We start from the raw sequence: 19452 nt of genomic DNA on the forward strand, positions 1-19452 counted from the left end.
GAAGGTCAACCAAGGCCCTGACAATGAACACACCCCCTGCCCCGATCCTGTCGCCGTTGCCATGGGGCGTGTGGCTGCTGGCGCTGACCATCGGCGCAGTGGAACTTGTGCTATGGGCGGGCGCGCATGGGCTGGTCAACGCTGTGGGCGCGGCGGGCTGGCGCGCGCAGGCCATGGCATGGGCGGGCGTGAACCCTGCACTGCAAGGCTGGATGCTGGATACTGGCCAGACCCCGCTGCGGCACCTGTCGCGCTATGTCGCCTTTGGTTTCGTGCATATGGGGCCGGTTCAGGCGCTGCTGGTGGTGGTCATTATCGCCGCATTGGGGAAATACTGCGCCGAAAGGCTGGGATCCGCGCGCGTGCTGCTGATACTGGCGCTGGCGCAGGCAGCAGGCGGGGCCGCTTTCGGCATGGTGGGCGATGCGGGCGCATGGCTTGTGGGCGGCTATCCGTTGATCTTTGCGCTGGCGGGGATTTATGCAGCACTGGCACGCGACATGGCACCCGACAGGCGGGCCTTGCTGCTGGCGCTGGCCTTGCCGCTGGTACTGCTTATCGCGCGCCTGACACTGGCCGCCATCATGGGGGGCATGGATTGGGTCGCGGATGTGGTGGCCTGCGCCACGGCATTCGCGCTGGCGATTGCCCTGCGCCCGGGCCTACTGGTCCGGTTGCGCAGGCGTTGACCGGCGCGACCGGCGCAGCGAGGCGCGGATTTCCGACAGATTGAACGCGCCGGTCATCTGCCCCACAGCGAAATAGGCACCACTTCCCCCCAGAACCAGCGCCAGCAGCGCCAGATAGCGCAGGCCGGATTGCACCAGCCATGGCGCCAGCGCCAGATGCAGCCCGTGCAACACCGCGCCCATCACGGCTGCGGCCAGCGCAATGCGCCATATCCGCGCCTTTATCTGCGCATCGAACTGCGCCGCGCGCCCCATGCTGCGCGACCCGCGCCAAAGTTGCCAGACCATCACCCAGGCCGCCAAAGACGTGGCAATCGCCGCCGCGACAAAACCGATGAACGGCATCAGACCAATCGCCACAGCGGCATTCACCACCATCGACACCAGCGCATAGTGAAACGGGCGCCGCGTGTCATGGCGGGCGTAATACAACGGCTGCAACACCTTATGCAGCACAAAGGCCGGCAGTCCCAGTGCATAGATCGACAGCGCCAGTGCCGTGGCCTGCGTATCCGCCGCCGTCCATGCGCCCCGTCCGAACAGGACCGCCACAATCGGCGTGGCAATCACCACCAGCGCCACCGCAGATGGCAGGGTCAGAAACAGCGAAAATTCCAGCCCGCGATTGAAACTGTGCTGCCCTGCCCCTTCATCGCCCGCGCGCAACCGGCGCGACAATTCAGGCAGCAACACCACGCCCACGGCAATCCCCACAACCCCCAGCGGCAGTTGATACAGCCGGTCCGCATAGGACAGCCACGACACGGCGTTTTCCGTGAAACTGGCGACCTGACGCCCGACGATCAGGTTGATCTGCACGACCCCCCCCGCCAGCAAGGCAGGGCCCGCGATAATGGCAAGGCGTTTCAGGTCCGGTGTCAGGCGGGGCCGCCGGAACCGCATCTGAAAGCCCGCGCGCCGCACAGCAACCCATAGCGCGACAAGTTGCACCACCCCCGCCACCGGCACCGCCCAGGACAATGCCAGCCCCATCGGCCAGCCCGCGCGATCAGCAAGCAACAGCGCCAGAACAAAGGTCACATTCAGAAGCACAGGGGCCGCCGCCGCCGCCGTGAACCGGCCCACCGCATTCAGCATGCCAGACAGCAGCGCCACAAGCGAGATGAAGAAAATATAGGGAAACGCCACCCGCCCGAACAGCACCGCCATGTCAAAGCGTTCATCCTGGGCGAAACCTGCCGCCATGCCCCAGACCAGCAAAGGCATGGCAATTACGGCAAGCGTCGAGAATATCAGCAACAACGCGACCATGCCCCAGAACGCATCGCGCGCAAACCCTTCGGCATCTTCGCCCGCTTCATGTTTCTTGGCAAACATCGGCACGAAGGCGAAATTGAACGCGCCTTCGGCAAAAAACCGGCGGAACATGTTGGGCAGTGAAAACGCCACGAAAAACGCATCCGTCACTGGCCCGGCGCCCAGATAGGCGGCGATCATCACATCGCGTGCGAAACCGAACACGCGGCTTAGCAATGTCCACAACCCAACTGTCAGGAACCCGGCCACCAGACGGATACGCGCCATCAGCCCGGCTTTCCTGTGCTGCGCGGGCGCCAGGGCATGCCCATATACCCCGTGCCTGCCTGAAGTTCCGTCAGCATCGACTCCAGACGCCGCGCCCTTGTTTCGGGGCGTTTCGCGCCATCAATCCAGATCAGCCAGTCATTGCGCTGATATGGCGGGCGGGCATCATAGGCCGCCTGCAGACCACGCGCCTGCAATGCATCCGCAACGTCCTGCGGCATGGGCGCGCGCGGCCGCGCCATCAGTCCGCCGCCCGTTCCGCACCCGCCGCAATTGCGGCGCGCAGCTTGCGTTCCAGCGCGTCCTGACGGGATTTCGTGTGCAGCTTCAACCCGAACATGTCCTTGACATAAAATGTATCGACAACCTGCACCCCGAATGTCGCAATCACGGCGCTGGCAATGGTGACATTGGCATCCGCCAGCGTGCGCGTCAGGTCATGCAGCAGGCCGGGGCGGTCGCGCGTGTCCACTTCGATGATGGTGTAGATTTCCGACCCTTCATTGTCAAAGCTGATATGCGTGGGCACCTGAAAGGCGCGGTCGCGTTTCTTGACCTTGTCGCGCCCGGCCAGTTCGCGCGCGGCCACCACTTCGCCCGCGAAGGTGCGTTCGATCATCTTGCGCAGGCGCGGCAGGCGGTCCACCTCATAGGGGTGGCCTTCGGCATCCTGTATCCAGAAGGCGGCCGTCGCATAGCCGTCCTTGGTGGTATATGTGCGCGCATCCACGATATTGGCACCAACCAACGCCAGCGCGCCCGCGAAACGTGAAAATATGCCCGGATGGTCGGACAGCACGAAACAGGCGCGCGTCGCGTCGCGTTCGGGTTCAGGATGCAGGTCAATGCTGATTGCATCAGGTTTGATGTCGCGCAGCAGGCGCGCGAACACCATATGCGTGGCCGTCGGAAGCCCCTGCCAATAGGGGTCGTAATGACGCCCCACTTCATGGCGCAACTCGGTGCGGGGCCAGTCCTCCAGTGCTGTGCGCAAGGCGCGCTTCGCCTCGTCCGAGCGGTTCTCGCGGTTCAGTTCTTCCAGCCCGTTTTCCAGCGCATTCGCGGTTTCGCGGTAAAGCTGGCGCAGCAGCATGGCTTTCCAGTTATTCCACGTTCCCGGCCCGACGCCGCGAATATCGCAGACTGTCAGCACTGTCAGCAGATCCAGCCTTTCGCGGGTTTTCACCAGCTTGGCGAAATCGCGTACTGTGCGCGGGTCCGAAATGTCGCGCTTCTGCGCGGTATCGGCCATCAGCAGGTGATAGCGCACCAGCCATTCCACAGTGTCGCATTCGGCCTTCTTCAGGCCCAGACGTGGCGCCACCTTGCGGGCAATCTGCGCACCAAGGACCGAATGATCCTCTGGCCGACCCTTGCCGATGTCATGCAGCAGCAAGGCAACATAGACGACCTTGCGGTTCACCCCTTCGTGCAGAATGCGCGAGGCAACCGGCAATTCCTCTACCAACTCGCCGCGCTCAATCTGCGCCAACGTGCTGATGACCTGAATCGTGTGTTCGTCCACTGTGTAGTGATGATAGACATTGAACTGCATCATCGCCACGATGGCCTCGAACTCCGGCAGGAACGCGCCCAGAACACCCAGCTCGTTCATGCGCCGCAAGGCGCGTTCGGGGTTGCCGTGTTTCAGCATCAGGCGCATGAAAATCTTCTGCGCCTCGGGGCTTTCGCGGGTTTCTGCGTCGATCAGGTCCAGATTGGCCGCCAGCAACCGCATGGCATTGGGGTGCAGCAGATGCCCGGTTACCAGCGCTTCCTCAAATATGCGCAGCAAATTCAGCGGATCGGCCAGAAAGCCTGCGGCATCTTCCACATCCAGCCGGTTCTGCACCACGCGCAACCCGAAACGCATTTTCTTGCGCCGGTTCAGGAAATTCCGCAACAAGGGTTCGCGCTTGACATGGCGCGCTTCCAGTTCGGTCAGGAAAATGCGGGTCAGTTCGCCGACGCGGGTGGCATGGCGGAAATAATCCTGCATGAAATGTTCGACCCCGCGCCGCCCGCCGTGGTCCTGATACCCCATCAGTTCCGCCACACCGACCTGCACATCAAAGGTCAGTTGTTCGACCGGGCGCCCCGACAGGTGGTGCATGTGACAGCGCACCGCCCATAAAAAGGTTTCTGCGGCGCGGAACGCGTCATATTCCTCTGGCCGGAAAAACCCCAATGCGACAAGTTCCTGCGCCTGATCGACTTCATGAATGTATTTCGCAATCCAGTACAGGGTCTGCAAATCGCGCAGCCCACCCTTGCCTTCCTTGACATTGGGTTCCAGCATATAGCGCATATTGCCGATCTTGGCATGGCGTTCCGCGCGTTCGGCCAGCTTGGCCTCGATGAAATCAGCATGGGTGCGCGCAAACAGTTCCGTCCAGAGTCTGGTGTGCAATGTCTGCGCAAGGGTCGCATTTCCATGCAGGAAACGATGTTCCAGAAGCGCTGTGCGAATGGTCACATCATCCTTGCCCAGCCGCAGACATTCATCAACAGTGCGGCTGGCATGGCCGACCTTCAGCCGTAAATCCCACAGGATATACAGGGTGGATTCAATCACCTGTTCCACCCAGCCGGTCACCTTCCACGGGACCAGAAAAAGCAGATCAATATCGGATTGCGGGGCCATTTCCGCGCGCCCATAACCCCCAACCGCCAGCACCGCGATCCGCTCGCCCTCTGTCCGGGCGGAATTGGGGTGAATCCGTTCCTGCACAAGCCGCAGGATCAATGTCATGATCTGATCGGTCAGCCAGCTGTTCACGGACACGAAATCGCGTGCATCGCGCGGGTGCTGTTCAAACATGCGCTGCAAATGTGCCGCACTGTCACGCAGCGCAGGTCTGATCTGGGCAACGATTGCCGCACGTTGCGCACGCTGGTCAGATGGCGCGCAGTCAGCCAGTGCTGCATCGATGCGGGCGCTTAATGCGGCCACATCGATGATCTGGTCAGTCGGGAACAGGCGTCGGGCCTCGGCGCTGGGTTGAAACGCCGGGGCCGGTTCCGCCAAAATCGGTGAGTGTGGCATATGTCTGACGGAACTCAGAACCCACCCCCGGTAAAGCTGCGCGGTGCGGGGCTGATGATCACAGTGCTTCCGTCACGCACTTCGGCAACGGCAAGGCCGCGTTCATTCATGCCATCGCGGCGCAGGCGGAACACACCGCTTACCCCGGCGAAACCCTGCCCCTGAGTCAGGCGGGCCGCGCTAAGCGCATCTGCCCCGCCCTGACGCAACAGCGCACCGACAGCCGCAATGCCATCATAGCCGAGATTGGCGACCGGATGCGGCGCATCGCCATAAGCGGCGGCATAGCGGGCCTCAAACTGGCTGGTCAATGCGGGGTCGGGCATGGCGAACCAGCCGCCATCAATACCGCGCAATTGCAACGTTGCGGCGGGAATATCCCAACGGGTCAGCCCCATATACTGGAACTGCTGGCGCGACAGCCCGTTTTGCGGCAGCAATTCCGCAAGAATAGGCAGCGCCCCCTCGGACCCGGCGGTCATCAGCACTGTCTGCGCCCCTGACGACCGTGCCGCCGCAGAGATTCGCGGCAAGGCATCAACAACCCCTTGTTGCGAAAACGCATAGGACTGGGTTGCAACAAGGCTGGCGCCACTGCGCGCAGCCGCTGCCCGGACCGCCGCTTCGGCCACCTGCCCGGACTGATTCTGTTCGGAAATCAGCATGACCCGGCCCTTGCCCTGCGATGCAGCATAAGACATCAGCCGTGTGGCCGTGTTCTCAAATGTCGGGCCAAGCAGAAAGACATTGCCACCCGCCGCCGAAGGATTGTTGGAAAAACTCAGTACATTGACGCCGGAACCGGCAACCGTGCGGCCAACTGCCGTGGCAGAATCAGCAAAAAGCGGGCCAACGATAATACCTGCCCCGTCATTGACAGCCTGCGCCGCCATCTGGGCCGCGCGTTGCGAATTGCCCCCGGTCTGATAGACCCGCAGGTCAATCTGCACCCCCTGAAGATCGGCAACAGCCAGACGCGCGGCGTTCTCCAGGCTTTGCGCAAGGACCTGACGCCCCTGATCATTTGTGCCGCCGGGAACCAGAAGCGCAACCGTTACAGGGCGGCGCGTATCCACCGAAGGCCCCGCAGCCCCCGGCCCCATGGGCATGTCACACGCTGCCAGCAAAAAGGCCGCGGCAGCCGCGGCCAGAAAACCACGTCTTTGACCAGAGACTACAGATTTGCCTGATTTCAGGTTCCACATCACGCGCCACTCCCTGCTTGCATCGACTTCGCTTGCGCCGCACAGTAAGCAACCACGACCGCGAAGTAAACGTCCCTGCTGAACACAGCCGGGGTATACCGCCGAAGGATGAAACGCCCGTTAATGCCCAGCCCTGACCCCGATCAGACCCCCGATCCGAGCGATGACACCCCCCTGCGGGAGGTGGACCCGACCATCCTGCATGACGCGCGCGCGCATGACACACGCAGCGCCCGCCCCGTGCCGCCCGGCCTGCACCTGATCGCAACGCCCATCGGTGCCGCGCGCGACATTACCCTGCATGCGCTGGACCTGCTGGCAGGGGCGGATATTCTGGCGGCAGAAGATACAAGATCGCTTCGCAAGCTTATGGAAATACATGCAATTCCGGTACGGAACCGCCCGGTTCTGGCCTATCATGACCATAATGGCGCCGCCATGCGACCACGCATCAGCGCGGCGCTGGAAGCGGGCAAATCCATCGTTTATGCATCAGAAGCCGGAACCCCGCTTGTGGCCGATCCCGGATTCCAGCTTGCCCGCAGCGTGATCAGCGACGGGTATCCCCTGCACAGCGCGCCCGGCCCCTCTGCGGTGCTGGCCGCGCTGACCGTGGCGGGACTGCCAAGCGACAGGTTTTGTTTCATGGGGTTTGCGCCCGCACAAGGGGGGGCGCGCAAGCATTTCCTGAATGACGCGGCCAATATTCCGGCCACGCTGATATTTTATGAATCGCCCAAACGCATTCATCGATTCTTAACTGAATTATGCGAGATTATGGGTCCGGACCGGCAGGCCGCATTGTGCCGGGAACTGACCAAGAAGCATGAGGAAGTATTGCGCATGACTTTGGGTGAAATGGCGGATGTGCTGGCCGATCGCAGCATGAAGGGCGAAATCGTGCTGGTCGTGGACCGCGCACCCCCCGTGACCGCCAATGCCGATGATCTGGATCACGCACTGGCGCGGGCCATGGCGGATATGACGCTGAAGGAAGCGGTGGCGCATGTCACGGCGGAACTGGGGCTGCCGCGCCGGGTTGTCTATCAGGCCGCGCTCGCCCGGGGAAAAGCGCAATGACTGTACAGAAACGCAATTATCACGCCGGTATCGCCGCTGAAGATTCAGTTCTGCGCCAGTATCTGGCAGCGGGCTATGAGCTTCTGGCGCGGCGCTGGCGCGGGCAGCGGGGTGAGTTGGACCTTGTTCTGTCGCGCTGCGCGGAAGTGGTGTTTGTCGAAGTCAAGAAAAGCCGGTGCTTCGATACTGCAGCGGCGCGGATCGGGGCCGCGCAGACCGAACGCCTGTTCATGACAGCGGCACAATTTCTGGACACATGCCTGCAAGGCCAGCTGACACCTGCGCGATTCGACGTGGCGCTGGTGAATGCGCAGGGACAGGTTTCACTTCTGGAAAACGCACTTTACGCCTGACATCCCGCCTGATGTGACCTGCGCTTGCATCACCCCGCGCCTTGGGCCATCTATGGCAACGAAGGGCCATTTCGCCCGAATTGCAACAGGGGGATGCCGTGGCACTACGCGTGGCTTTTCAGATGGACCCGATCGAGGCTGTGGATATCGCGGCCGACAGCACATTCCGCATTGCACTGGAAGCACAGGCGCGCGGACATGAGCTGTTCTATTACACGCCCGACAAACTTGTTTTCCGCGAAGGCCGCGTTCAGGCACTGGCCCATCCCATCACCGTACAGGCGGTCAAGGGCGCGCATGTCACCAAAGGCGCGGCCCAGTTGCTGGATCTGGCGCAAATGGATGTCGTCTGGCTGCGCCAGGACCCGCCTTTCGACATGGGGTATATAACGACCACGCATCTGCTGGACATGATTCACCCGTCAACACTGGTGGTTAATGACCCGTTCTGGGTGCGGAATTACCCCGAAAAGCTGCTGGTGCTGCAATTTCCCGGTCTGACACCGCCCACAATGATCGCGCGTGATCTGGCCAGCATCCGCGACTTCAAGGCCACCCATGGTGACGTCATTCTGAAACCACTTTATGGCAATGGTGGTGCGGGCGTGTTCCGGCTGGACCCCAATGACCGCAACCTTGCGTCGCTGCATGAAATGTTCACCGGCATCAGCCGCGAACCACTGATCGTGCAGAAATACCTGCCAGCAGTGACCAAGGGCGACAAGCGCATCATTCTGGTCGATGGTGACCCGATCGGTGCCATCAACCGCGTGCCCGCCGACGGGGAAACGCGGTCCAACATGCATGTGGGCGGACGCCCCGAAAAGATTGCCCTGACCGACCGCGACCGCGAAATCTGCGCTGCAATCGGCCCGCTTTTGCGTGAGAAAGGCCAGATATTCGTGGGAATTGACGTGATCGGGGACTACCTGACCGAAATCAACGTCACCTCTCCCACCGGTTTGCAGGAACTGGAACGGTTTGACGGTACGAACGGGGCCGCGCTGATCTGGCAGGCCATTGAGGGCAAGCGCAACCGATGAGTTGGCAACTCAAGGCATTGCGCGTGTTTCTGCGCCAAACGGCGCGGCGGTCCCTTGCCCGACAGCCCGACAGTGTAGCGGCGCGGCGCTGGTTTGAACGTGGCGCATGGCTGAATGCACGTGGGCGGCCCTGGGCAGGGTTCACGCCCGACCAGCTGGGGCAAGTGCCTGCGCTTTGGACGGCGCGGCCACAGATTTCGGCCCCGGTTCTGCTGTATTTCCATGGCGGCGGCTATGTCATGGGCAACCCGCGCACGCATGCCGCCCTTGCCGCCTATCTGACCCGCAAAACGGGGTATGAGACTTGCCTGCCCGACTATCGCCTTGCGCCCGAACACCCGTTTCCAGCCGCATTTGACGATGCCCTGCAGGCCTGGCAGGCATTGATCGCGCGCGGGCATGACCCGGCGCGCATTGTCCTGGGTGGGGATTCGGCGGGCGGCGGGCTGGCACTGGCTCTGCTGGCGCATCTGTGCAGCACTGGCGCGCCGCGCCCCGCCTGCATTTTTGCCTTTTCACCCTTTACCGACCTGACATTGTCGGGCGGGTCAATCCACAGCAATGCAGCAAGCGAAATCCTGTTGCCAGTGCAGCGGTTGGAACAGTTGCGCAATCGTGTTCTGCAGGGCGCGGATGCAACTGATCCGCGTATCTCGCCACTGTTCGGCGCGTTCGACAACGCCCCGCCCGCGCTGTTTCAGGTCGCGCACCGAGAAATCCTGCGTGATGATTCGCTGCGCATGGCCGCGCATCTGCGCAGCTTTGGCGCGGATGTGACCTTGCAGGAATGGGGCAACCTGCCCCATGTGTGGCAGTATTTCCATGGCTGGCTGCCCGAAGCGCGCAAGGCACTGGGCGATTGCGCGGCCTTCATCCGCCAACAGCTTCCGGAACCCCCATCAGCCGATAGCTGATTGCTTCGGCCATATGGGGGGCGCGCACGGCGTCCGCCCCTTCAAGATCGGCAATGGTGCGGGCCACGCGCAACAAGCGGTGATAGGCGCGCGCGGTCAGCCCGAAACGGTCCGCCGCCTGCAACAACAGCGCGCGGCCTTCGGTGTCGGGGCGCGCGATTTCTTCCAGAAGCGCGCCTTCCACATCGGCATTCACGCGCATCCCCGGATGCGCTGCGAAACGCGCGGTCTGGCGTGCGCGCGCCTGTGCCACGCGCGCGGCCACCATGGCCGAACTGTCCCCCGAAGGCGGCAGATCCAGATCGGTATAGGCGACAGGCGGCACTTCCACGCGCAGATCAAACCGGTCCATCAGCGGCCCTGAAATGCGGCCCATGTAATCATCCCCGCAGACAGGCGCGCGCGCGCAGGCCCGCGCCGGTTCGGACATATACCCGCATTTGCACGGGTTGGCCGCCGCGACCAGCAGGAAACGGCAGGGATAGCGGATATGCGCATTCGCACGCGCAACAACCACTTCGCCTGTTTCAATGGGCTGGCGCAATGTTTCCAGAACCATGCGCGGAAATTCCGGCAATTCATCCAGAAACAGCACCCCGTTATGAGCCAGCGAAATCTCGCCCGGTTTTGCGCCTTTGCCCCCCCCACGATCGCGGCGACAGAGGCCGTGTGATGGGGTTCCCGAAACGGGCGCGTGCGCGAAATGCCACCCTGTTCCAGCAGCCCGGCGATGGAATGAATCATCGAGGTTTCCAGCGCTTCGCCAGCAGACAGATCCGGCAGAATACCGGGCAGGCGTGCAGCCAGCATCGATTTGCCCGACCCCGGTGTGCCCACCATCAGCATGTGATGGCGCCCGGCCGCAGCGATTTCCAGCGCGCGTTTGGCACGTTCCTGCCCCTTCACATCGAACAGATCGCGCGTTCCACGGTCCTGAACCACCTCGCCGGGGCGGGCGGGTGTCAGCGGGGCCTGCCCGGAATAATGGCGGATGACCTGCGCCAGAGTTGCGGGCGCAAAAACGCGGGTTGCATCCACCCAGGCGGCTTCCGGCCCGCAGGCCGCAGGGCAGAACAACGTATGCCCCCCGTCGCCTGCGGCCATGGCGGCGGGCAATGCGCCCAAAACCGCAACCAGCGCCCCGTCCAGCGACAATTCCCCCAGCGCAACGGTATCTGCCACATCCTCTCTCGGGATAATGTCCAGCGCGGCCAGCAACGCCATAGCGATGGGCAGGTCGAAATGCGACCCTTCTTTCGGCAGATCGGCAGGCGACAGGTTGATGGTGATACGTTTTGACGGCAACGCAACTGGCAGCGCCGACAGCGCCGCACGCACCCTTTCGCGGGCTTCGGACACGGCCTTGTCCGGCAGGCCCACTATCTGGAATGATGGCAATCCCGGCGATACCGCGCATTGTACTTCCACAAGGCGCGCATTTATCCCTTCGAACGCCACAGTCAAAGCCCGAGCAACCATGATCCTACCCGTCTGTCCCCCGATAGAATGGTTAACGCGCAGGTGTTTAGGAATGGTTAACATATGCGATTGGTTCAAAACCGGGGGCTGTTCTGATCGAAACGGCTGCTGAAATTCCCCAAAGCGCGGAACAAGGTCGCAGGTTTGAGGGGACCGTCGCACCAGTGGTGCCGCGAAAGCCCGGAAAACGCGCCACGGGCTAGGCCGTCCCGCGGCCTGCCGGTTCCGCGGATGTTATGCCAAGCCTTGAATGCTGGAGTTATGCCGCCTGTATAAACTGCATCCCTCAAACGCCAGACCGGCAGTCCCAGGCCCACCGATCGTGCGGCATATAAATACCCCCACACCACGACCACCGGCCACAAACTTGCGCAGGAAATGAACCATATACCTGTTTCGCGCGTATGTAATCTAGATGGCAAACCTATGCAGGGGAAAGACATGGCACTGGATTTTTCTGAAGACCGAACAATGTCCCGCCAGGCCATGAAGGCCGAATTTCTGGACGCTGAAACAGAATTGCAGCTTGCCTATGCCTGGCGCGATCAGCGCGACGAAGCCGCCCTGCACCGGCTGATCACTGCCTATATGCGGCTTGCCATTTCCATGGCCGCGCGGTTCCGCCGCTATGGTGCGCCAATGAATGACCTGATTCAGGAAGCGGGACTTGGCCTGATGAAAGCCGCTGATAAATTTGACCCGGACCGTGGTGTTCGTTTTTCGACCTATGCCGTGTGGTGGATCAAGGCCAGCATTCAGGACTATGTGATGCGCAACTGGTCCATGGTGCGCACCGGATCCACATCCAGCCAGAAATCGCTGTTTTTCAACCTGCGCCGCGTGCAGGCCAGGTTCGAACGCGAAGCCATGTCGCGGGGTGAACAACTGGACCCCCACCAGTTGCGCGAACTGATCGCGCACGAAATTGGCGTTCCCTTGCAGGATGTGGAGATGATGGCGGGGCGGCTGTCGGGGGCTGACTATTCGCTGAATGCCACGCAATCCAGCGATGAGGACGGGCGCGAATGGATTGAAATGCTGGAAGACAGCAGCCCACAGGCCAGCGACGGTATCGAACAGGCGCATGACATGGCGCAACTGCGCGAATGGTTGCTGAACGCGATGCAGGTTCTGACCGAACGCGAACGCTTCATTCTGCGCGAACGCAAACTGCGCCCCGATCCGCGCACACTGGAGGAGTTGGGCAAGGAACTGGGCCTGTCCAAGGAACGCATCCGGCAACTGGAAGCAGCCGCGTTCAGAAAAATGCGCAACGCCCTTGAAACCCAGTCGCGGGAAGTGCTTAACTTTCTGACATGAAAAGATTTATCATTGCATGTGCGTTATTTGCGCTACCTGCCACCGCGCAGCAGATCACGGTTGATGACCTGTATCATCTGCCCGATGTTGACATCATCTTTCTGGGGGAGGTTCATGACAACCCCACCCATCATGAGAACCAGCGCGCCGCAATTCACGCCCAGCAACCCGCCGGGCTGGTCTTTGAAATGCTGACGGCAGATCAGGCCACGCTGGCAACGCCGGATGCGCGCACCGATCAGGCGCGGTTGCGCGCGGCGCTGGACTGGGACAGCACGGGCTGGCCGGATTTCAGCATGTATTACCCGTTGTTCACCGCCGCCCCGCAAGCCGCCATTTTCGGCGCGGAACTGCCCCGCGAGGATGCACGCGCGGTCATGGGCCAGCCGCTGGAACAGGTATTTGCGGGTGATGCCGCGCGCTTCGGTCTGGACCGCCCCCTGCCCGCCATGCAGCAGGAAACCCGCGAAGCGTTGCAGGCGCAGGCGCATTGCGACGCCCTGCCCGAAGCGCTGTTGCCGGGTATGGTGGCCATTCAACGCCTGCGCGACGCCATGCTGGCACAGGCCGCACTGGATGCGCATGACGCGACGGGCGGGCCTGTTGTCGTCATCACCGGAACCGGCCATACCCGAACCGACTGGGCGGCCCCTGCGCTGGTTGCGATGGCGGCCCCCGAATTGCGGACCCTGTCCATAGGTCAGTTCGAATCCCCCCCTGATACGCCAGCCCATGATATGTGGCTGGTAACCGCCCCCCACCCGCGCCCTGACCCTTGCGCGGCGTTTCAATAGCTTAGGGCTTTTGCTTTGCCGCGCAACCGCGTAGGACTATATTCCGACAGGCGGTTCGGACGGGAGAGCGCGAAAATGTTGGCCGGGAAACGCATCACCCTGATCATCGGCGGCGGTATCGCGGCCTATAAATGTCTGGACCTGATCCGCCGGTTACGCGGCGCGGGCGCGGATGTAACCCCGGTGCTGACCCGCGCGGGAACCGAATTCGTAACGCCCCTGTCGGTTGCGGCACTGGCGGGCGCGCGTGTTTTTCAGGACCTGTTCGACCTGAAGGACGAATCCGAGATGGGCCATATCCAGTTGTCGCGCGCGGCGGATTTATTGGTCGTCGCCCCGGCCACAGCGGATATGATGGCGAAAATGGCGGGCGGGCATGCGGATGATCTGGCAACAACGCTTCTGCTGGCCACGGATAAACCGGTGCTGATGGCACCGGCGATGAACCTGCGCATGTGGGGGCACCCGGCAACGCAGCGCAATCTGGCGCAGCTGCGCGCCGACGGGGTGGCGGTTGTCGGGCCGGAAAACGGCGATATGGCCTGTGGCGAACATGGTCCGGGCCGGATGGCGGAACCTGCTGACATTCTGACGGCGATTGCGGCTGCGCTTGGGCCAAAACCCCTGATAGGCAAACGTGTGCTGGTCACATCCGGGCCAACGCATGAACCGATTGATCCGGTGCGCTATATCGCCAACCGATCATCAGGGGCGCAGGGAACGGCAATTGCCGCAGCGCTGCGCGATCTGGGCGCGGATGTGGTTTTCGTGACCGGCCCTGCCAGCGTTGCACCACCTGCCGGGGTGCAGGTGGTGGCTGTGGAAACCGCACAGCAAATGTTGCACGCGGTCGAAGCCGAATTGCCGGTTGATGCCGCGATCATGGCAGCGGCAGTTGCCGATTGGCGGGTTGAAAACAACTTCACGCAGAAAATAAAGAAAGCCCCGGAAAGTATTCCAATTCTTACATTTTCTGAAAATCCTGACATTCTGAAAACACTGTCTTCGCACGTAATGCGGCCGCCCCTTGTCATCGGGTTTGCCGCCGAAACCGAAAATGTCATCAAGAACGCGACCGCCAAGCGGGCGCGCAAGGGCTGCGACTGGATCGTGGCGAATGATGTGTCTGCGGAAACCGGAATCATGGGCGGCACAGAAAATGCCGTGCATCTGGTCACCATGGATGGTGTCGAAGACTGGCCGCGCCTGCCGAAATCCGAAGTGGGCCACAGGCTGGCCGCACGAATAGCAGAGGCCCTGACATGACAATACCCCTGACCTTTCAACGCCTGCCCGACAGCGACCCCGATATCGCGCTTCCCGTCTATGCCACGGATGGGGCGGCGGGGGCGGATATCCGCGCCAATTTCCCGCCCGATCAGCGCGCGCAGGGCCTGACACTTGCACCGATGGAACGCGCGCTGGTGCCGACTGGTCTGGCCTGCGCGGTGCCGCGCGGGTATGAAATGCAGATACGGGCGCGCTCCGGTCTGGCACTGAAACACGGGATTGCGCTGGTCAACGCGCCGGGCACCATCGACAGCGACTATCGCGGCCCCATCGGGGTGATCGTGATAAATCTGGGAACGACAGATTTTACCGTCGATCACGGAATGCGCATTGCCCAGATTATCCTTGCGCCGGTTACACAGGCGCAGATTGCCCTGAACGACCAGCTTGACGGGACAGATCGTGGCACAGGCGGGTTCGGGTCTACGGGAACCGGCTGAACCCCCAAGCTGCAAGGGATATAAATGGGACTGGTTCTGTTTCTGATGGCCGCACTCTGGGCTTTGGGCTGGGCGATGAAAGCGCCTGTCCGCGTCAGGCTGTGGATGATCGGCCTGCTCTATGTCGCGGTGGTTCTGGTGCAGCTTCTGCTGCCGGAAACCGCCGCCATCCGGCAAGCGACGGGGGGACAGGCGCAGCCGTGGCTGGTGCTGGGCGGAATCGGGGCGCTGGCACTGGGCTATGGCGCGGGACTTCGCCGATTGCGCGCGCGGGCCAGACCCGCGATTGCCCCCACACCACAGACCGACACCTTCCGCGAGGCAGAGCTGAACCGCTATGCCCGCCATATTGTCTTGCGTGAAATCGGCGGCACCGGCCAGAAAAAGCTGAAAGCGGCGCGCGTGCTGGTTGTTGGCGCGGGGGGGCTGGGCTCGCCCGCGCTGCTGTATCTGGCCGCATCCGGTGTGGGCACGATCGGGGTGATTGACGATGACATTGTGGACGGGTCCAACCTGCAACGGCAGGTCATTCACCGCGATGACATGATCGGCACGCCAAAGGTCTTTTCCGCGCAGGCCGCGATGCAGGCGCTGAACCCGTTCATTACAGTGCGCCCTTATCAGCGGCGGCTGGACGCGGAAACTGCACAGACCCTGTTCGCGGAATATGACCTGATTCTGGACGGGACCGACAATTTCGACACCCGCTATCTGGTCAACCGCGCAGCTGTGGCCAGTGGCGTGCCGCTGATATCGGGGGCGATTACGCAATGGGAAGGGCAGATCAGCCTGTATCACCCCGCATCAGGCGGCCCATGTTACGAATGCATTTTTCCCAACCGTCCGGCACCGGGGCTGGTCCCTGCCTGTTCTGAAGCGGGTGTTGTATCCCCCCTGCCCGGCATCCTTGGCACAATGATGGCGCTGGAAGCTGTCAAGCACCTGACCGGCGCAGGCCAGACGCTGCAAGGGCGTTTGCTGATCCATGACGGGCTTTATGCCGAAAGCCGGGTGATGCGTATTGCAGCGCGCAAGGGTTGTGCCTGCTGCGGTGGGGTTACAACTGCACCCGAAGGCGCATGAACCCTTTCTTGTCCACGCCGGCCACTTCCGGTGCGAAGTGACTGATTGCGCCGATATGGTCATATGCGGCGGGTCCGGTGCGTAGAATGGCGGATTTCCCTGTCCGGAACTGCAACCCGAACGGCCCCTGCGGGTCAATGTCCAGATTGCCGCGGCTGCGGACATATTCGCGCAGAATATCGCGGGTAATGGCGGGGTCTTCCAACACCACATTCTGTGGCACGGCCCCGGCAAAACCGCCCGCACCATGGGCGCGGAAGCTGTTGGTACACAGGATGAACGCCGCCTGCGGGTCGATGGGTCGGCCATTCCAGCGCAGGTTCCGCACGCGGGTATTGCAGCTGTCAACAAGCGTTCCGTCCCCTTCGAACCGGGCGGGCTGTGTCAGGTCGATGTCGTACTCCAGCCCATAGACTATTTCGAAATTATAGGACGGATGGGCCGGGTTCAGCAGCATTTCATCTTCCAGCCCGTCATGCAGCCGGTTGTAGCAGGAGGCGCTGCGTTCCAGCCAGCACGCAATCTGCGCGCCGGTCAGTTTCAGCGCCGCAATGCGGTTGGGATAGGTGTAAAGATCGGCCAATGACCGGATGGTCAGCGCCCCCGCCGCCACATTGGTATAGTTGCGCGGCCCGCCAAGCCCGCCTGCCTTGGACGGGGACACCGACGACAGGACCGGCAGCCCATCATATTCGCTGCCCTGAAGGCGCCGCGCCACAAAGGCGCGCTGCGCATCAGCCACCAGCGCAGTGGAAGCGCTATGCCCCAGAAACACGAAAAAGCTGTTGATCGGTGCAAGGGTCTGGCCAATCGGCTGGCGGATATTTTCCAGCACCATGTCATGCGCACGCGCGACGATCCTGCGCACTTTCGGGCTGCGCATCGGCTGAATTGTCTGGCCCTGTTCCGGGCGCAGAAAACTCATCGAGGCGTCGCGCAGGGCGCGGTTTTCCACCTGCGATCCGATCACCCGCCAACGGCCCCCTTCACGCACCATGCGCAGATCAATCACCCCCAGATGCGACCCGAAAAAGCCGCTCATGACTGTGGGTTTGCCGCAGATCGTGCCCTTGTCGATATCGACACCGGGAATATCGGCAAAGGCGCGCGACGGGAATACCTGATGGCTGTGCCCGCTTAGTATCAGATCCACCCCGTCAATCCGCGCCAGCGGGATAATCGCATTTTCCATCCCGTCGCTGTGGCGCAGCGGGCCAATGCCGGTATGGGCCAGCATGACGACCAGGTCTGCGCCCGCTTCGCGCATTTCGGGAACCCACGCTGCCGCAGACGCCACCATGTCGCGCATCTGGATACGGTTGTGCAGATGCAACCTTTCCCAGACCGTGATCTGCGGCGGGGCCACGCCGATCACGCCCACACAGATATCATGCGCCAGCCCCGCCCTGTCCACCAGTCTGCGACGGATCAGCTTATAGGGCCGGACCAGACAGCGGTCATCGCGCGGCCCGGCCCCAAGGCTTTTGACAATATTGGCCGACACCACGGGAAATTCCGCATGCGCCAGCGATTTCATCAGGAAATCCAGCCCATAGTTGAATTCATGATTGCCAAGCGTTATCGCGTCATAGCGCATGGCATTCATTGCGGCCATGACCGGGTGCAGATCGCCTTCTTTCAGGCCGCGATCATAGGCGAAGAAATCCCCGACCGGGGTGCCTTGCAGAAAATCGCCATTGTCGAAGAGCAGGCAATTGGGCACTTCCATCCTTGCCTGATCCACCAGTTCGGACAGACGCACCAGTCCAAGATCGGGATTGGGACAATCCGCGTAATAATCATACGGGTGCAGATGGACATGCAGATCGGTTGTTTCCATGATCCGCAAATCGACAGTGCTGCTGACTTCGGTAATTGGCGCGAATTGCCACCGTTCCTGCCCCATAACGCCCTTCTTTGCGTGACTACCCATTCCAGTACTGACTATCCTGACATTTGGGGAACAATACGGACGCTTTTGTGATCATAATATGACATCGATCAAAGCACATTGGTACACGTATGAATAATCTACTTCGCCAACAAAACAACTATGAATTGCGCAAGCCATTGTAAATACCTTGTTTCACCGCCACAAAGCTGCGACAGGCAAAACAGTACAGCGGGAGAAAGCGATGAGCGCTGGTTTGATGGCATTCAACGGGCACTGGGACAGCCGTGCCGCCGAATTGCGCAGTGACCCCGATGCGCTGGCGCGACTTCTGACTCAGGGCGCGGCGCGCGTGCTGCCGGTCTGGCGCGGAAAACCCCAGTTGCGCGGCACAGGCGAGGCGACGGTATTGGGCTGGGTCTCTGCCGATGCAGCCGTTCTGAAACAGGCGCAACATCCCTTTCTGTTTCTGGGCATGCATCAGGATCAACCGCTGTTTGCGGCAGACATTTCCGCATGGGAACCCGATGCGCTGGACCGTGGCGCTATGGCCATGTTCATGGATACCACGATTCAGCATTACCCCGGCACCGAAGCCGGTCTGTTCTTCGGTGAATTGCGCCAGAGCATGGCCCATCTGCCAGCGCCCGACGCCGCACTTGCCGCCACCGCGCGCGCCATGTTCAACTGGCACCGCAGCCATGGGTTCTGTTCCGCTTGTGGCCAGCCCAGCGGGCTTGCGATGGCCGGATGGGAACGCCACTGCCCGTCCTGCGGCGCAAAGCATTTTCCGCGCACCGATCCGGTGGTCATCATGCTGGTCACCCACGGCAATGATCTGCTGCTCGGACGTTCGCCCGGCTGGCCGGATGGCATGTATTCCACCCTTGCCGGTTTCATCGAACCCGGCGAAACACTGGAAAACGCCGTGCGCCGCGAAGTTCTTGAAGAAACCGGCATCCGCACCACGGATATCGGCTATATCACCTCGCAGCCCTGGCCATTTCCGTCTTCGCTGATGCTGGGTTGCGTCGCGCGCGCCACCAGCCGCGCCATCACACTGGATGACGAACTTGAAGATGCCCGCTGGGTGACGCGCGAACAGGTGCTGCGCGCATGGTCAGGCGATGATCCGGCCTTCATTCCTGCGCGGAAAGGCGCCATTGCCCATCATCTGATCGGTCTGTGGCTGGCCGGAAGGGTCCGCAGTGCCTATATGTAATTTTTCCGTCCAGGGGAATTCCTGCGCGATGTCCTGCACGCGCCGGGTTCCGGTGTGC

17 protein-coding genes and 1 pseudogene are annotated in these 19452 nt (G+C 61.9%); 11 read left to right on the forward strand and 7 right to left on the reverse strand.

The genetic code is table 11. The features are described 5' to 3' along the window. Positions 1-23: 23 nt before the first annotated feature. On the forward strand, positions 24-689 hold the full coding sequence (locus PUT78_RS05600) for a rhomboid family intramembrane serine protease (protein WP_274351196.1): 666 nt from the start codon (positions 24-26) through the stop codon (positions 687-689). Here the strand turns inward: PUT78_RS05600 and murJ are convergent. The 4 genes from murJ to PUT78_RS05620 are packed head-to-tail and all read right to left on the reverse strand — an operon-like array spanning position 663 to position 6485. Beyond that, positions 663-2234: a murein biosynthesis integral membrane protein MurJ gene (murJ, locus tag PUT78_RS05605; protein WP_274351197.1), complete on the reverse strand. Its 1572-nt coding sequence runs from the start codon at positions 2232-2234 to the stop codon at positions 663-665. The genes PUT78_RS05600 and murJ overlap by 27 nt on opposite strands. After that, a complete protein-coding gene (locus tag PUT78_RS05610; RefSeq protein ID WP_274351198.1) occupies positions 2234-2476 on the reverse strand; it encodes a YdeI/OmpD-associated family protein in 243 nt (80 codons plus the stop codon). Before PUT78_RS05610 ends, murJ begins: the two co-directional genes overlap by 1 nt. Then, entirely contained in the window at positions 2476-5280 is a 2805-nt protein-coding gene (locus PUT78_RS05615; protein ID WP_274351199.1) for a [protein-PII] uridylyltransferase, read from the reverse strand. The genes PUT78_RS05610 and PUT78_RS05615 overlap by 1 nt, the downstream gene beginning before the upstream one ends. A 14-nt stretch (positions 5281-5294) precedes the next feature. Beyond that, positions 5295-6485: a penicillin-binding protein activator gene (locus PUT78_RS05620; protein WP_274351201.1), complete on the reverse strand. Its 1191-nt coding sequence runs from the start codon at positions 6483-6485 to the stop codon at positions 5295-5297. A 123-nt stretch (positions 6486-6608) separates the two neighbouring features. Here PUT78_RS05620 and rsmI point away from each other — a divergent pair, with 123 nt between their 5' ends. The 4 genes from rsmI (at position 6609) to PUT78_RS05640 (ending at position 9875) form a co-directional block, all read left to right on the forward strand. Further along, positions 6609-7565: a 16S rRNA (cytidine(1402)-2'-O)-methyltransferase gene (gene rsmI / locus PUT78_RS05625; protein WP_274351202.1), complete on the forward strand. Its 957-nt coding sequence runs from the start codon at positions 6609-6611 to the stop codon at positions 7563-7565. Continuing rightward, a complete protein-coding gene (locus PUT78_RS05630; RefSeq protein WP_274351203.1) occupies positions 7562-7918 on the forward strand; it encodes a YraN family protein in 357 nt (118 codons plus the stop codon). Before rsmI ends, PUT78_RS05630 begins: the two co-directional genes overlap by 4 nt. A 98-nt stretch (positions 7919-8016) precedes the next feature. Continuing rightward, complete coding sequence (gshB, locus tag PUT78_RS05635) at positions 8017-8961, forward strand: glutathione synthase (protein WP_274351204.1); 945 nt, start codon at positions 8017-8019, stop codon at positions 8959-8961. Next, on the forward strand, positions 8958-9875 hold the full coding sequence (locus tag PUT78_RS05640; RefSeq protein WP_274351205.1) for an alpha/beta hydrolase: 918 nt from the start codon (positions 8958-8960) through the stop codon (positions 9873-9875). Before gshB ends, PUT78_RS05640 begins: the two co-directional genes overlap by 4 nt. Here PUT78_RS05640 and PUT78_RS05645 read toward each other — a convergent pair. Continuing rightward, positions 9832-10251 (reverse strand): magnesium chelatase subunit ChlI family protein, encoded by a 420-nt coding sequence (locus tag PUT78_RS05645; protein WP_420793464.1) that lies wholly within the window; start codon positions 10249-10251, stop codon positions 9832-9834. The genes PUT78_RS05640 and PUT78_RS05645 overlap by 44 nt on opposite strands. Further along, positions 10240-11417: pseudogene (locus PUT78_RS05650) on the reverse strand (YifB family Mg chelatase-like AAA ATPase); the annotation flags it as partial. The gene PUT78_RS05645 and the pseudogene PUT78_RS05650, both read right to left, overlap by 12 nt. A 378-nt stretch (positions 11418-11795) precedes the next feature. On the opposite strand from PUT78_RS05650, the gene PUT78_RS05655 reads away from it, so the two are divergent. From PUT78_RS05655 to PUT78_RS05675, 5 genes are all read left to right on the forward strand, one after another. Beyond that, positions 11796-12674, forward strand: coding sequence for an RNA polymerase factor sigma-32 (locus PUT78_RS05655; protein WP_274351208.1), 879 nt, complete (start codon positions 11796-11798; stop codon positions 12672-12674). Next, the gene (locus PUT78_RS05660) at positions 12671-13468 is read left to right on the forward strand and encodes a ChaN family lipoprotein (protein WP_274351209.1); all 798 of its coding nucleotides are present in this window, start codon (positions 12671-12673) and stop codon (positions 13466-13468) included. Before PUT78_RS05655 ends, PUT78_RS05660 begins: the two co-directional genes overlap by 4 nt. 75 nt (positions 13469-13543) lie before the next feature. Next, entirely contained in the window at positions 13544-14734 is a 1191-nt protein-coding gene (gene coaBC, locus PUT78_RS05665; protein WP_274351210.1) for a bifunctional phosphopantothenoylcysteine decarboxylase/phosphopantothenate--cysteine ligase CoaBC, read from the forward strand. Beyond that, positions 14731-15198, forward strand: coding sequence for a dUTP diphosphatase (dut, locus tag PUT78_RS05670; protein WP_274351211.1), 468 nt, complete (start codon positions 14731-14733; stop codon positions 15196-15198). Before coaBC ends, dut begins: the two co-directional genes overlap by 4 nt. Positions 15199-15222: 24 nt before the next feature. Next, on the forward strand, positions 15223-16281 hold the full coding sequence (locus tag PUT78_RS05675; protein WP_274351212.1) for a HesA/MoeB/ThiF family protein: 1059 nt from the start codon (positions 15223-15225) through the stop codon (positions 16279-16281). Here the strand turns inward: PUT78_RS05675 and PUT78_RS05680 are convergent. After that, positions 16256-18214 carry a bifunctional 2',3'-cyclic-nucleotide 2'-phosphodiesterase/3'-nucleotidase gene (locus tag PUT78_RS05680; RefSeq protein WP_274351213.1) on the reverse strand — a complete coding sequence of 653 codons (1959 nt, stop codon included), beginning with the start codon at positions 18212-18214 and terminating at the stop codon, positions 16256-16258. The two genes, PUT78_RS05675 and PUT78_RS05680, sit on opposite strands and share 26 nt — an antisense overlap. A 202-nt stretch (positions 18215-18416) precedes the next feature. On the opposite strand from PUT78_RS05680, the gene nudC reads away from it, so the two are divergent. Further along, a complete protein-coding gene (gene nudC / locus PUT78_RS05685) occupies positions 18417-19394 on the forward strand; it encodes an NAD(+) diphosphatase (protein WP_274351215.1) in 978 nt (325 codons plus the stop codon). The last annotated feature ends 58 nt before the right edge of the window (positions 19395-19452 follow it).

Source organism: Roseinatronobacter alkalisoli (genome assembly GCF_028745735.1).
Lineage (GTDB): Bacteria > Pseudomonadota > Alphaproteobacteria > Rhodobacterales > Rhodobacteraceae > Roseinatronobacter > Roseinatronobacter alkalisoli.